13 protein-coding genes are annotated in these 14,255 nt (G+C 66.3%); 7 read left to right on the top strand and 6 right to left on the bottom strand.

Annotated elements, in window-relative coordinates; genetic code table 11:
• Positions 1-10 precede the first annotated feature (10 nt).
• Positions 11-835 carry an ankyrin repeat domain-containing protein gene (locus AC5RWO_RS18735; protein ID WP_498733032.1) on the bottom strand — a complete coding sequence of 275 codons (825 nt, stop codon included), beginning with the start codon at positions 833-835 and terminating at the stop codon, positions 11-13.
• Positions 836-937: 102 nt separating this feature from the next.
• On the opposite strand from AC5RWO_RS18735, the gene AC5RWO_RS18730 reads away from it, so the two are divergent.
• A complete protein-coding gene (locus AC5RWO_RS18730) occupies positions 938-1,885 on the top strand; it encodes a D-2-hydroxyacid dehydrogenase family protein (RefSeq protein ID WP_498733030.1) in 948 nt (315 codons plus the stop codon).
• 19 nt (positions 1,886-1,904) lie between these two features.
• Here the strand turns inward: AC5RWO_RS18730 and AC5RWO_RS18725 are convergent, their stop codons facing one another.
• From AC5RWO_RS18725 to AC5RWO_RS18705, 5 genes are all read right to left on the bottom strand, one after another.
• On the bottom strand, positions 1,905-2,360 hold the full coding sequence (locus AC5RWO_RS18725) for an SRPBCC family protein (RefSeq protein WP_498733028.1): 456 nt from the start codon (positions 2,358-2,360) through the stop codon (positions 1,905-1,907).
• The gene (locus tag AC5RWO_RS18720) at positions 2,353-2,694 is read right to left on the bottom strand and encodes an ArsR/SmtB family transcription factor (protein ID WP_498733026.1); all 342 of its coding nucleotides are present in this window, start codon (positions 2,692-2,694) and stop codon (positions 2,353-2,355) included. The genes AC5RWO_RS18725 and AC5RWO_RS18720 overlap by 8 nt, the downstream gene beginning before the upstream one ends.
• A gap of 56 nt (positions 2,695-2,750) precedes the next feature.
• Positions 2,751-4,331, bottom strand: coding sequence for a serine hydrolase domain-containing protein (locus AC5RWO_RS18715; RefSeq protein WP_498733084.1), 1,581 nt, complete (start codon positions 4,329-4,331; stop codon positions 2,751-2,753).
• A gap of 223 nt (positions 4,332-4,554) precedes the next feature.
• Positions 4,555-5,742, bottom strand: a complete 1,188-nt coding sequence (locus AC5RWO_RS18710; RefSeq protein WP_498733024.1) for a M14 family zinc carboxypeptidase — start codon at positions 5,740-5,742, stop codon at positions 4,555-4,557.
• Between the two features lie 184 nt (positions 5,743-5,926).
• A complete protein-coding gene (locus tag AC5RWO_RS18705) occupies positions 5,927-7,144 on the bottom strand; it encodes an ROK family transcriptional regulator (RefSeq protein ID WP_498733022.1) in 1,218 nt (405 codons plus the stop codon).
• Positions 7,145-7,246: 102 nt separating this feature from the next.
• Between AC5RWO_RS18705 and gap the strand changes: the two genes are divergently transcribed.
• The 6 genes from gap (at position 7,247) to AC5RWO_RS18675 (ending at position 14,162) form a co-directional block, all read left to right on the top strand.
• Positions 7,247-8,266 (top strand): type I glyceraldehyde-3-phosphate dehydrogenase, encoded by a 1,020-nt coding sequence (gene gap, locus AC5RWO_RS18700; RefSeq protein ID WP_498733020.1) that lies wholly within the window; start codon positions 7,247-7,249, stop codon positions 8,264-8,266.
• A gap of 168 nt (positions 8,267-8,434) precedes the next feature.
• Complete coding sequence (locus AC5RWO_RS18695; RefSeq protein WP_498733018.1) at positions 8,435-9,151, top strand: DUF2637 domain-containing protein; 717 nt, start codon at positions 8,435-8,437, stop codon at positions 9,149-9,151.
• 270 nt (positions 9,152-9,421) lie between these two features.
• Positions 9,422-10,918 (top strand): GntP family permease, encoded by a 1,497-nt coding sequence (locus tag AC5RWO_RS18690; protein WP_498733016.1) that lies wholly within the window; start codon positions 9,422-9,424, stop codon positions 10,916-10,918.
• Between the two features lie 44 nt (positions 10,919-10,962).
• Positions 10,963-12,213: a CaiB/BaiF CoA transferase family protein gene (locus AC5RWO_RS18685; protein ID WP_498733014.1), complete on the top strand. Its 1,251-nt coding sequence runs from the start codon at positions 10,963-10,965 to the stop codon at positions 12,211-12,213.
• On the top strand, positions 12,210-13,172 hold the full coding sequence (locus tag AC5RWO_RS18680; protein ID WP_498733012.1) for a hydroxymethylglutaryl-CoA lyase-like TIM-barrel protein: 963 nt from the start codon (positions 12,210-12,212) through the stop codon (positions 13,170-13,172). The genes AC5RWO_RS18685 and AC5RWO_RS18680 overlap by 4 nt, the downstream gene beginning before the upstream one ends.
• A complete protein-coding gene (locus AC5RWO_RS18675; protein ID WP_498733010.1) occupies positions 13,173-14,162 on the top strand; it encodes a 2-hydroxyacid dehydrogenase in 990 nt (329 codons plus the stop codon).
• Positions 14,163-14,255 lie beyond the last annotated feature (93 nt).

Here is a 14,255-nt window from a genome sequence, read left to right as displayed (position 1 = left end):
TGGGATGCAGTCAGCGCGCGCCCGCTTCCCGAAGCAGCGCAGCGACCTCCGTCTGGCCCAATGCCTGTGCATGCTGCAGTGCCGTTACCCCGTTGGCGTCGGGAATGTTGAGGTCGGCTCCGGCGGCGATGACGTGCCGGACGGTGTCCTGGTACGCCTCGCTGCCGGTGCCGAAAACCACGGCTTCGAGCAGGCATGTCCAGCCGGGAGTGTTCACATGGTCGACGTCGACGCCGGCGTTTATGAGGATCCGGACCGTTGAGGTGTGCGCGTGTTCGCAGGCGGGGATGAGAGCCGTTCCGCCGAAGCGGTTGGTGCTGGACAGGTCCGCGCCCTGCTCCAGCGTCAGCTGCAGGATCTCGTCGAAGCCCTCGGCGCCGGCGTACAGATAGGCAGAGTCGTCGACTTTGTCCTTAGCGTTCACGTCGGCGCCGGCCTCGATGAGCGCGCGGGCGGCGTCGATGTTGTTCGCCTTGGTAGCGGTGACCAGCGGCGTGCGGCCTTCCGCGTTGCGGTGTTCCAGCTCCGCCCCGCGGTCCAGCAGCTCGGCAATCTGCCCGGCGTCGTTGTCGGCGGCGGCCTGCTGCAGCTGCTGGTTCAGGCGGTCGAGTTCCTCGCCCTCGGGAGCCGGGGGAGCGGTGGAAGTCGACGCGCTGGGTGACGGCGATGCTTCCCCGGATGCGGCGGCGGGACTGCTGGCAACAACAGACGACGACGGCGGCGGGGCGCCGGATGTGCCATCCGTTTCCTGCCCGGCGGCGCAACCGGTGAGCAAGGCAAGGCCCAGCAGTGCGACGGCCGCGGCAGCAGGCGTAGTCGCAATAAAGGCACGCATGGTGGACTCCCAGCTGTCAGGGCAGGCGGTGAAATGCCGGACCCGCCCAGTCTAATTTGCTCAGCCGCACCTCCGGGAGAGCCAGGCGCTACGCTGGGCAGCGTGAAGATCGTGATTCTGGATGACTATCAAGATGTGGCTCTAACCAGCGCCCCGTGGGAACAGCTCCCGCCGGAAGCGAGTGTCGAGCGGTTCACCGACCACCTCGAGAATCAGGACGCGCTCGCCGAAAGGTTGCGCGCTGCCGACGTCGTTGTTGTCATGCGTGAGCGGACGCCTATGACGGCGGAACTGCTGGAGCGGCTGCCGCGGCTGCGTCTGATCACCACCACAGGCATGGCCAACGCGTCGATCGATCTGGAAGCGGCCAAGCGGCTCGGCATCGCCGTGTGCGGCACCCGTCAGTCCACCAACGCGACGGCCGAACTGGCCTGGGCACTGATCATGGCCGTGGCTCGGGACATCCCGCAAAACGATCGCGACATCCGCAACGGCAAGTGGCAAGCCGGACTCGGGATCGACCTGGCCGGGGCCACCCTGGGCGTGCTGGGTCTGGGCAAACTCGGCTCGCTGATGGCCCGCTACGCCGAGGTCTTCGGCATGAAGGTCATCGCGTGGAGCCCGCACCTGACCGAAGAGCGCGCGGCCGAACACGGCGTCGAACTGGTGACCAAGTCGGAACTGTTCCGCCGCGGCGACATCGTTACTATCCACCTGCGGCTCTCGGACGCCGTGCGCGGGATTGTCGGCGCCGCCGAGCTGGAGCTGCTCGGCCCCGAGGGCAGGCTGGTCAACACTTCCCGCGGCCCGCTCGTGGACGAGGCGGCGCTGGTCCGCGCGCTCAGCGATGGGTGGATTGCGGCGGCCGCGCTCGACGTGTTCGACGTGGAACCGCTGCCGGCGGACAGCCCGCTTCGGTCCGCGCCGAATCTGATCCTGAGTCCACACGTCGGGTTCGTGACCCAGCGCGCGCACCGGCTCGGCTATACGCAGATGCTCGACGACATCCTCGCCTTCTCCGAGGGCGAGCCCATCAATCAACTGAACTGAGATGCCAGGCAGGCTCCGGTCAGTCGAGGTGCTCGACCAAAGCGTCGAACGCCTCGTTCCAGCCATCGTAGACAAAGCCGTCGCCGGGCTTGCCTTCGATGCCGCGCAAGTGGAACGTCATCTCGGTCCGATCGCCGTCGAGCTCAGTTAGAGTGACGGTGATGAGCGGGGCTTGCTCCCGATCGTCGCCCGGACTGCCCCAGGTGAAGACCAGTCGCTCGGGTTCGACGACTTCCAGATACTCCCCGGCGGTCGGGTACTCGCTGTTGTCAGGGGCGATCATGATGTACTCGTAGCTGCCGCCGACGCGAAGGTCCACGCGCACGGACTCACTCGGCGTTCTGACCTCCCGCGGATGCCACCAATGCGCGGCTTCATCCGGGTTGGTCCACGCACGCCAAATAACCTCGCGGGGCGCGTCGAAGACACGGGTAATGGTGAACTGCTTTTCCTGGGTTGTGGTCTGGTCAACCATCGGATGACCTCTCCTTCAGTTCGCGGAGCCGCTCGTCCAGCAGATCGAAACGCTCGTTCCAGAGACCACGGTGATGGTCGATCCAGGCCGACGCGTCGTCGAGGGGTTCGGTGCGCAGGGTGCACGTGCGCCACTGTGCGCTCGTGGTGCGTTCGATGAGCCCGGCGTTCTGCAGGACGCGAAGGTGCTGCGAGATCGCCGGCCGGCTCATCGAGAAAGGCTCGGCGAGCTCACCTACGGTGGTTGGCCCCTGGCGCAGCCGCGACAGGATGGCCCTCCTCGTGGGGTCGGCGAGTGCCGCGAAAACAACACTCAGCTCGTCCGATGCAGCCACGTAAGCAACTCCTTAATTAATAAGTTCCTTAACTGTAAATCCAGTGGGCTGCACGGTCAATAGATGGGGCGAGGCTTCCGCAGCCGGGAGAGCAGCCAGACGGTCCTGGGGAGCGGGCAGACTATGGCCAATGTCAGCGCCGGTACGAGCGTGGCGCCGACGTCGGGAAACTGATGGATGATGACGGCAAGATAGGTTTCGAACCGGGCTGGTGCGTAAACGAAAGCCAACCAGATGAGGAAGGCATCGAGGGCCATCGACCCGACAGCCCAGGTGATAATCATCCCTCGGCGCGGGGCCGCGTTGCTGGTGGAGCCGGTGCGTTTCTGCGCCAGAAAGTGGAGTACCAGTGCAAGGCCCGCCAGTTCAGCGAGCAGCAGTGCCAGGGCGACGGCCCAACCGTACTGCTGCAGCCAGTCCTCCTGGGCGGTCAGGGGTTCGGGAGGTTGCCCGTGGAGAATCCGCAGGACGTTGCTGTCCAGCGCCTGGAGTCGAGACGGCGCGGAGGTGTCGTTCCCGTTGATGAGCAGGGCGAGGCCCAGTCCGGAGGACGGAACTAGGGCTTGATAGGTGTGCGTGTTGCCCCATTCACCTTGATGCTCCAGCAGCAACGGCAGATCGCCGTCCGTTGGAGGCGGTGCGTCGGGGCTTGTGGATTCCAGCAGGGGGCGGGCAAACCATGCCATGGCATACCTTTTGGACTCGTCCACACGGACTCGGGGTGTCAGCAGCGTCTCCACGCTTTCCGGTCGGAGGATGCGGCGGTCCAGGTAGACGCCGCCGTCTGTTAAAGCGATCAACTCATGGCCAAGATCCTGAGCCGATGAGTACATGGTGGTCGAGGGCATTCCGGTGGTTGCTGCAGGCACGTCGGTCTGCCGCCACCAGGCGCCGAACCACAGCGAGTACCCCGCGGCCAAGCTGTCCACTCGTGCGGCTGCCCGCGTGGTGTGGCTGCTGGTCATATCCAGAGGTGCGAACACCTGATCCCTCATGTAGTCCCCGAACGGCTGGCCGGAAACCGTCTGCACCAGGAGGCCGAGGATGTTGTAGTTGGCATTGGAATAGGTGAACGCTTCTCCCGGAGCGTGAGCCAGGCTGGCGCCCGACAGATCCCGCACGCCCTGTTCCAGCGCGTCAGGATCCTGAGTGTCCGAGGCGCCGAAAGCCGAGCCGTCAGCCGTGGACAGCCCGCTGGACTGGTGGAGCAGATGGCGGACGGTGATCGCCGCCGCGCGGCTGTCGCTCATGCTGAACCATGGCAGGTACGTCCGCACAGGTTCGTCCAGCTCCAACCGGCCGGCCTCCACCTGCTGCATCACGGCGATGGCGGTCAAGGATTTGCTGGTCGATGCCAGAAGTACCGGTGTCTGCGCGGTCATTGGTCGCCCAGAATTATCGGCGCTGCCGAACGCCGCCTGGTGTACTTGCCGGCCGTCACTGACAATGGCGATGGCAACTCCCGGAATTCCGATGGCGTCGATCTGTTCCTGCAGATAGGCGTCTACTGCCGCAAAGGCATGGTCCCCCGAACCGCGGTCCTGCCCAGGGAATGCCGGTTCCGTTTCCCCGGTACCGAAGGCTGCCGCGCTAGCAACATTGGCTACAGGGCTGATTCCGAAGGCTGCCAAGCACACTCCGAAGGCGAGGACGCAAACGACCGCACAGGCGAGGGTGAAGGCGGCCGGAAACTGAAATGGCGTCCGCCCCCTCCATTCGCGGATGTTGCCCATGCCCGCTCCTGCGGTTTGGAATGCGGTTCATTCACCGTAGAGCCTGGCGCATCAGAGCACAATGGACGGCGGACGTCCGGCACCCAAGCCGGCCGTCCGCCGTCGTCGTTAGGCGATGCGAGCGGACCTACCGAACCGGGACGACTCCGGCGTAGTCCGTCTGGTAGCCGTTGACGGGCTGGTGCGGGATGTCTTCCCAGCGTTCGGCGTCGGCCTGCTGCACTTCGCCGGTGGCCAGGCCCAGCAGCAGTTCCTTCATCGCCAGCACGTTCTGCCGGACGGACTTGCCGCGTGCCTTCTGGCCGAGGCTGCCGTCAGACGTGTTGCCGGACGTTTCGAAGAACACCACCGGGTTGGAGTGGCCCTCCGGGTTGAGGTTCTGGTAGTTGAGGCCGAGCATCATGGCCGAAACCACCCCGCCCTTGATGTCGATTTCCAGACCGTTGCCCACCTGGTAGCGGTCCATGTTGATGGAGCCGTACTTGGCCAGCTGATCGTAGACATAGACGTGCATCTGGCGGGTCAGCACGTCATAGGCTCCGTTCTCGATGTTAGGCAGCGTGGGCCCGCCGGGCGCCAGCGAAATGCCGAGCGAGAGCGTGACGTCATCGCCGGTTCCCCACTCCTTTTTCAGGCCCTGGTGGTGGATGTCGATCCCGAAGTCCGGCTTGACCTTGGCCCAGTACTCGTAGAACGCCAGCGACTCGTCCGCCACAAAACCGTCCGCCGTCCAGTCCCGGTTCAGGTCGATCCGCTGTTGCTTGCCGTCCGAGCCCAGCTCAGGCGCGTCCGACTCCTGGTCCCAAAGGACCGTGTGGCGGATGTTCGCCTCCGACCCGTCCGGGTTGTACATCGGAATGAAGTGGAAGGTGAACTTCTCGCGCAGCAGGGAGTAGTCCGCGGAACCGTTGCTGCCCAGGTCCTTGAGCAGCGTCAGGATCGAGTCCGTGCCGTAGGGCTCGTTGCCGTGGATCCGGCCCTGCACCCACACATGTTCCTCGCCGCTGCCCACCGTGGCCACGTACAGGTCGCGGCCCTGCTCCGACGTGCTGACCTGCATGCCGGCTTCTTCCAGCGTGAAGGCGTTCACGTCGTAGCGGCTGGTCTGCTCGAGCTTCTGCAGCTCGGCCACCACGTCCGAGTAGGTGAGGATGCTCGAAATGTTGGTCTGCCCCTCGGGCGAGGGGAAGTTCGCGTCGGCTGCCGCAGGGGCCAGCGAACCAAAGGGGAGTACGACGGCGATGGCTGCGGCGGCTGCGAGAGTGCGGTACCGCTTAAGCCGGGAACCGGGATGGGGCTTGGGGTGGTGCGTCACTGCATGTCCTCCAAAGGTTAGGCGAATGATCGCGCCGCCGGTTGGGGCCGGGCAGCGCGAGGCCATTGGTTGGGAAAAACCAATGGCCAAATTCGAACCTAATCGACCGCCTGCAGATCTGCCAGAGCGGAGGTCTGTCAGCAGACGTTCTGCACGAAAAAAGCCGTTGCCGCGGGCAAATGTCTTACAAACCGGCGCCCTGCCCGGCGCCGGCGGGCGTGAGCGCCAGCGCATTGTCTTCCACGTAAGCCAGGGCGAGCCGGACGGCGCCCGTCGCGACAATCGCGTCGCCCAGCTCGGAGACGGCGACGCGCGGCGGGGTTCCGGTCAGCCGCGGAAGTTCCGTGTTGATGGTCGGCAACAGGGCGGTCGCCGAGGCGGAGACGGCCCCGCCGATGACCACCAGCTCCGGGTTGAGGAAGGTGCCGAGCAAGGAGATGACGCGGGCCATGCGGCGGCCGATGCGTTCCAGGATCTCCTGTGCGACGGGGTCATCTTTGGCTGCTGCCTCGAACACAAACCTCGCGGAGACACGCGTGGTGCCCGGCCCCACCAGCTCCCGGATCAGCGTCGGCTTGCCCTCGGCCAGCGCGGCGGTGCCCCAGTGCCTGGCGAGCCGGGCGATGCCGTCCTGACTGCCGACGCCGTCGACCAGCTCCAGCGTGCCCACTTCGCCGGCGCCGCCGGTGCTGCCGTGGAGCAGCCGGCCGGATTCGATCAGGCCAGTGCCGAGGCGTTCGCCGGCCAGCATCACGGCAAGATCGTCGACTCCGGCGCCGACGCCGCACCAGTGCTCGCCGAGGGCGGCTAGGTTCGCATCGTTCTCCAGCAGGACCGGCCAGCCGTGCCCTTGCCACAGCTCCGTCTGCAGTCCAATGTCGAAATGCTCACTCAGCTGCAGGCCCTTGGTGATGTTGCCATGCCGGTCCACTGCAGTGGACAGCCCGATCCCGACGGCGAGCACGGCCGAGTGCGGCAGGCCCGCCTCCGCCAAGGCGCGATCGGCGGTGCGGGCAATGGTGGCACGCCGTTCGGCCTCATCGGCGGTCTTGCGGAAGCGCTCCGCGGCCCGGCCGAGCATCTGCCCGGTGAGCCCGGCAACCAGGACGGTGACCGTGGCCATGCCGACGTCGAGCCCCAGCACGCAGCCTGCGGAAGCGTTGAACTCGAAGCGTCGTGCCGGGCGGCCCTTCTGTGTGCCGGAGCTCCGGTCGCCCTCCAGTTCGCGCACCCAACCACGGCGGATCAGGTCGTCGCAGACCGCGATCACGGTGGCCCGGGTCAGCCCGGTGGCCTCTATCAGATCCGTTCCCGTCATCGCGCCGGCGTCGCGCATGACCTCCAGGACCGCCTTGAGGTTGGTCCGCCGCAAGGCCTGCGGGGTGCTGGCTGTCTTGTCCACGAAAGTTCCTCTTGACGTCGGGCCGGTTGTTCCAGACAATAGTAATGGAGTTTAAATTTAGACACTAAATAAATGGCGCAGCGCGCTTGAAGGAGACCTCCCATGACCACTCGAATTGGAATCAACGGTTTTGGACGCATCGGCCGTAATTTCTTCCGCGCCGCTCTGCAGCAGGGCAAGCTGGGCGCGGACCTCGAGATCGTAGCGGTCAATGACCTGACCAGCCCCGAAACACTGGCACACCTGCTCAAGTACGACTCGGTTACCGGCCGGCTCGCCGCCGAGGTCCGGGTGGAGGACGGCAACCTGGTGGTCGACGGCAAGACCGTCAAGGTGTTGGCCGAGCGCGATCCGGGCAACCTGCCCTGGCGCGAGCTGGGCGTGGACATCGTGATCGAATCCACCGGCTTCTTCACCAACGCCGCGGATGCCGAGAAGCACCTGGTTGCCGGCGCCCGCAAGGTCCTGATCTCCGCCCCGGCCTCCGGCGAGGATCTGACGGTGGTCATGGGCGTCAACGACGGGCTGTACGACGACGCCGAGCACAACATCATTTCCAACGCGTCCTGCACCACCAACTGCCTGGGCCCGCTGGCCAAGGTGCTGAACGATAACTTCGGCATCGAGCACGGCCTGATGACCACCATCCACGCCTACACCGCGGACCAGAACCTGCAGGACGGCCCGCACAAGGACCTGCGCCGGGCCCGCGCCGCCGCGCTGAACATGGTGCCCACCTCCACCGGCGCCGCCAAGGCCATCGGCCTGGTGCTGCCGGAGCTGAAGGGCAAGCTGGACGGCTTTGCCATCCGCGTCCCCGTTCCCACCGGCTCCGCTACTGACCTGACCGTCACCGTCGGCCGGGAAGTCACCGTCGAGGAAGTCAACGCTGCCTACCAAGCTGCTGCGGCCGAAGAGCAGTGGGCCGGCGTCCTGTCCTACACGGACGAGCCGATCGTCTCCTCGGACATCGTCACCGATCCGGCCTCGGCCATCTTCGACTCCGGCCTGACCAAGGTCATCGGCAACCAGGTTAAGGTGGTCGCCTGGTACGACAACGAGTGGGCCTACTCCAACCGCCTCGTGGACCTGACCTCACTGGTGGCGTCCAAGCTCTCCTAAGGTCTCTTTCTGAACAACGACGGCGGGTGCCTGGCTCACAAAGAGCCGGGCACCCGACGTCGTTCGCTGAAATGCACCGCACCTAGTGTTGCCACAGTAGAATCTTCCGGGGCCCTCAGCGTCCCTGTCGGTCCGCCGGCACGGTTCAAGCAGAAGGCAGCCACGGACATGGCCAACAAGATTCCCAACGAGCCGCACAAGGCCGTCCTGAGGACCGCCGTCGGCGCCACGGTTTTGATTGCGATCGGTGCCTTTGTGCTCTCTTTCGCCGCCCTGACCGATCTGGCACAGCGCTCCGGCATCGAATCGCGCCTGGCCTGGATCTGGCCGATCATCGTGGACGGCATGATCGTCGCCTCCACGGTGGCCATTGTGGCGCTGAATGGCCACGGCCGCCGCGCCATGATCTACCCCTGGTCGCTCCTCTTCTTCGGCGCGATCGTCTCCACGGCCGCCAACTCCGTGCACGCGATCCTCACCGTGGACAAGATGGCCTCGGGCATTCCGCCGATCGTCTCCGCGCTGGTGGCTGCGATGCCGCCGGTGGTGCTGTTGGCCATCACCCACCTGACCGTTCACATGTACCAGAAGCGCGCCGAAGTCGCCCAGCAGCGGGCCGAGGAAGAGGCCATTGCCGAAGCCGAAGCCGCTGCCCTCGGCTACTACTCCGACGAGTACGACGGCGATTGGTCGGCTGAAGAAATGATGCAGGCTGCCCCTCCTGCCGTTCCTGCCGCTCCGGTTGCCGCGCCGCGGGTCGCCGGAGCTGAGTCGCATCGGACGCCGTCTGCCGGTCCGGTAAACAACGAAGGCCCGGCACCCCTCTATGACGAGACGGTCAGCGCCCTGGCTGCCGAGGACCCGGAAGTTCTGGCGCAGCGCTAGCACCGCTGGTTACAGGATTTCGCTCAGCAGCTTCACCTTTTTTCATCACGCCGGGATACAGCAGATAGCCGGCACTCCGGATAACTAACAACGACGGCGGTAATCAGGCGGGATGCGATCCGCACCTGAGTACCGCCGTCGTAATTCTTTCGTCCATGTCTTGCATTATGAGTCATAACCCATAATATGGGACGAGTGCTGTGCTTCCCGTCACAGCTAAACTCGTACGCAGCCTCCAGTGCTGAAGGCTCGACTGAATGGATTCTTCCCATGTCCGATATGGCTATCTTGATCAACACTGCGGTGGCTGTGCTTGCCACCGTGGTGCTGATTGTCAGGTTCAAGGTCAACCCCGTCATTTCCCTGATCATCGGCTCCGTCTATCTGGGGCTCTCGGCCGGGCTCGGCGTGACCAAGACGGTGGAGACGATCACCGGCGGTTTCGGCGAAATCATGGTCGAGGTCGGCCTGCTGATTGCCTTCGGCGTGCTGATGGGCTCGATTCTGAACGAGACCGGGGCAATCCGGCGCCTGGTAGAGCACCTGTTGCACGTCTTCGGACCCAAGCGGTTGCCCTACACCATGGGTCTGGCCATCGGCACGGCGCTGCAGTCCATCTTCCTGGACGTGCTGCTGGTGATTTCCGCCCCGCTGGCCCGCAAACTGGCGCCGAGGATCGGCAAGCTGGGCACGGCGCGGATGGCCACGGCCATGGCCATCGCGCTCGAATGCGGCATCGTCTTCATGGTCCCTGGCGTCGCGGCGCTGGCGCTTGCCGGCCTGCTGAGCGTGCCGCTGGGCAAGATGATGATCTTCGGCCTGATCCTGATCGTCCCCACCATCATCATCTCGATCGCCATCATGACGTTCCTGTTCCGCAGGGGCTTCTGGAACGAAGAGAAGGATGAGGACCACATCTATCTCGACGAGGACGACGACGATAGCGCCGCCGCGGGGACCGAGACGATCGCGGCCGGTACAGCTACCGGTGCCGGAAGCGGCAGCACCGGAAACGGGTCGGGCGCTCCGGGCCACTCGGGCCGCTCCAACGGAGACGGCTCCGCAGCTGAACCTGTTCCGGCCGGCGCTTCAGTCGCCGTCGCCGAGTCGGACAAGGAACGCGAAGCTCCGCTTTTGGTGCTCTTCGCCCCGCTGCTGGTCTCGCTGCTGCTCATCGGAGCCGGCGCGATCCTGGAAATCCTGAAGATCGAGATGGCCTGGCTGCAGCTGCTGGGCGAGCCCGTCATCGCCCTCCTCATCGGCCTGATCGGCACCGGCATCGTGGGTCGGTACACGGTGGGCCAGAAGCGGGTGGAAACCGCCATCGCCACGGGCTTCAAGGAAAGCGGGCAGATCCTCATCCTCACCGGTGTCGGCGGTTCGCTCGCTGCAACCGTGGGCGCAGCCGGACTGGGCGACATTCTCGGTGGATTCTTCTCCGCCAGCACGGTGGCTCCGCTGCTCGTGGTCTGGGGCATTGCCGCCCTCCTGCACATCGCCGTCGGCTCGGTGACCCTCTCGGCCATCACCGCCGCGGGCCTGCTGGCCCCGATCGCCCCGGCCATCGGCATCGACCCTGTCCTGATCGCCCTCGCCGCCGGCGCCGGCTCGCTGTTCATGGTGCACGTCACCAGCAACACCTTCTGGCTGTTGCAGTCGCTGCTAGGCCAGAGTGTCCGGGGCGCCCTGAAGTCGGTGACGGTCGGCGTGTCCGTGGCGTCCGTCGTCGCAATTTTGCTGATCATGCCCATGAGCTTGCTCTTCTAGACCGCCCCGGCCGCCAGACGTACTGCACTATCGAGGAAAGAGTTATGATACAGACACCCATCGCCCCGCTGGACGGCGTGCGCGTCCTTGAACTTGGCAACTACATTGCCGCCCCCACCGCAGGACGGCTGCTGGCCGATTTCGGCGCCGAGGTGATCAAGGTGGAGCGCCCGGGCACCGGCGACGAGCTGCGGAACTGGCGCCTGCACAAGGGCGACACGTCCATGCTGTACCGGACCATCAACCGCAACAAGAAGTCGGTGGTGCTGGATCTGCGCACGGACGCGGGCCGCCAGGCGGTGCTGGAGCTGGCGGCAAAGTCGGACATCCTGCTGGAGAACTTCCGGCCGGGCACCCTGGAGAAGTGGGGGCTGGGTCCCGAGGTGCTCAACGAGGCCAACCCGGAGCTGATCATCACGCGCGTCTCCGCCTTCGGCCAGACCGGCCCGCTGTCCGAACGCCCCGGCTTCGCCGCGGTGGCCGAGGCCTACAGCGGCTTCCGCAACCTGGTGGGGGATCCGGACCGCGCCCCGGTCCGCGTGGGAGTCTCGATCGGTGATTCGATCGCCGGCCTGTACGCCGCCTTCGGCTCCATGATGGGCCTTTTCCAACGCGAAGCACGACGGCGGAGCTCGGGTTCCGCTGTTGCGTTGCCCGAGAGGATTATCGACGTCGCGTTGAACGAGGCGATGTTCTCGATGATGGAATCCCTCGTGCCGGACTACGAGGCGTACGGCGTGCGCCGCGAACGCACCGGCGGCCGGATGGAAGGCATCGCCCCGTCCAATGCCTACGTGTGCGCGGACGGCGCCAGCATCGTGGTGGCCGGCAACGGCGACGGCATTTTCCTGCGGTACATGGAAACCATCGGCCGCCCGGACCTGGGTTCGGACCCCGGGCTGCAGTCCAACGCCCTCCGCTGGGCGCGGCGCGAGGAACTGGATGCGGCGATCGGCGAGTGGGCCGCCGGGCTCCCGGCAGCGGATGCGCTCGAGGCGCTGGACGCTGCCGGCGTCCCGGCCGGCCCCATCTACACAGCGGAAGACATCGTCGCCGATGACCAGTACGCGGCGCGGAACATGATCCAGAAATTCGACGTGTCCACCGGCGAGGAAGTGCTTTCCGACGTCGGCTTCCCGGGGATCGTGCCAGTGATCGGCGGGCAGTCGCTGCCCATCCGCAACCTCGGCCCGGATCTGGGCGAGAATACTGACGAAGTCCTCGGCGGCCTGCTGGGCATGGACACCGAACAAATCAATGCGGCCTCGAGCCGCAAGGAGGCACTGCAGGCATGAGTTTCACCTTGGAACCCCGCGCGGAACTGCGGGACGTCACGCTGCGCGACGGGCTGCAGCTGACCGGCAAGATGCTCTCCACCGAGCGCAAGGTCGAGACCGTCCGCGAACTGCTGCGGCTGGGCGTACCGTCCATCGAGCTCGGCTCCATGGCGCGCGCAGATCTGGTGCCGGCCATGGCCAACACGCTTGAAGTGGTGCAGGCGCTGACGGCGGAGGAGCTTCAGAAGTGCTGGATCTGGGTGGCGACGCCCGGACACGTGGCCAAGGCCGCGGCGGCCGGAGCGCGGAACTTCCAGTACTGCCTCTCAGCGTCGGACTCCCATAACCAGGCCAACATTGGCCGCAGCACCGACGCCAGCCTCGCCGCACTGCCCGAGGCCGTGGCACATGCCCGCGCCGTCAACGGGCAGATCCAGCTCTGCATCGCCACCTCCTTCACCTGCCCGTTCGAGGGGATCGTGCCGGCGGAACGGGTGCTCGCCATCGCCAATGACCCGCGGGCGGAAGGCACCTGCGACGTCGTTATTTGCGACACCCTGGGCCAGGCTGTTCCGGCGCAGGTAGCCAGCCTCATCTCCCGCGTGCGCGACGAATCCCCGGCACGGCGCATCGTTTACCACGGCCACGACACCTGGGGTCTCGGCGTGGCCAACACGCTGGCAGCCATCGCGGCCGGCGCCACCTTGGTGGACGGGGCCCTGGGTGGATTGGGCGGCTGCCCCTTCGCCCCGGGCGCCAGCGGCAACACCTCCACGGAGGACATCCTCTTCGCCACCCGCCCCGAGGGGCTCACGCCGGACACCTTCGCCGGACTGGTTGACCTGTCCGAAAAACTGCTGGCGGAACTGGGCGAGCCCAACCGCTCCAAGTCGGCCCAGGGCGCCCGCTCCAAGGCGGAGGCCTTCGAATGGGTCATTGCCTCGGACCGCGAACCCGTATGCGACAGGGGGCTCTGAGTGGGCGCCCGGTTCCTCGTCACCACAGCCGTTCCCTCGCCCGGACTGGAGCTGCTTGAGGCAGCCGGGCAGGTCACCGTCCTGCCCGAGCCGCCGGACTATGAAACGCTGGCCGAGCTCTACGCCTCCGGCGATTACGACGTCGTGCTGACGCAGCTGCGGGACCAGGTTGACGCGCCGCTGTTGGCGCGGGCGCGGCTGCGCGGTGTCTCCAACTATGCGGTGGGCTACAACAACATTGACGTGGACGCCGCCACGGCCAACGGCATCATGGTGGGTAATACGCCGGGCGTGCTCACGGACGCGACGGCGGATATTGCCCTGCTGCTGATCCTCGGGACGGCCCGGCGGGTCGTGGAGGCGGACAGGTTGGTGCGCGAGGGGAAGTTCCACGGCTGGGAGCCCGAGCTGATGCTGGGCCACGATGTGTCCGGCCGCGTGCTGGGGCTGGCCGGGTTCGGCCGGATCGCCCGTGCCACAGCCCGCCGGGCACTGGGCTTCGGCATGGAAGTGATCTTCGCGCCGCGGCCGCCGGGGGACCGGCCGGTCAGCGACGAGGAGCTGGGCGAATTCGCCGGCAAGGTTCGGCAGGTGCCGTGGACCGAGCTGGTGGAGCGCAGCGACTTCCTCTCCGTCCATGTTCCGCTGAATGAGCAGACCCGGCATCTGGTGGATGCCGGCGTGCTGGAGCGGATGAAGCCCGGCGCTATCCTGATCAACACCGCCCGCGGCCCGATTGTGGACGAAGCCGCGCTCGTGGAAGCCCTGCGGAACGGGCAGATTGCCGGCGCCGGCCTGGACGTCTTCGAGGACGAGCCCCGGCTGGCCCCGGGCCTGGCCGAGCTGCCCAACACGGTCCTGCTGCCGCACGTCGGCAGCGCCACCGTCCCGGTGCGCAGCGAAATGGCACGGCTGAGCGCGCTGAACGCGGTGGCCATGGCCGAGGGCCGGATCCCGCCGCACGCCGTCAACCCGGACGCGTGGGCATGAGCATCCTGATCGCGCCTGACAGCTTCAAAGGAACGTACACCGCGGCCGAAGTCGCCGCAGCCGTGGCCGCAGGGGTTGCCGACGCCGGCGGCC

It is taken from the genome of Arthrobacter sp. B055-34 (assembly GCF_059090425.1).
The sequence above is the reverse complement of the archived record's forward strand: the minus strand, read 5'-3'. Positions and strand labels throughout refer to the sequence as shown.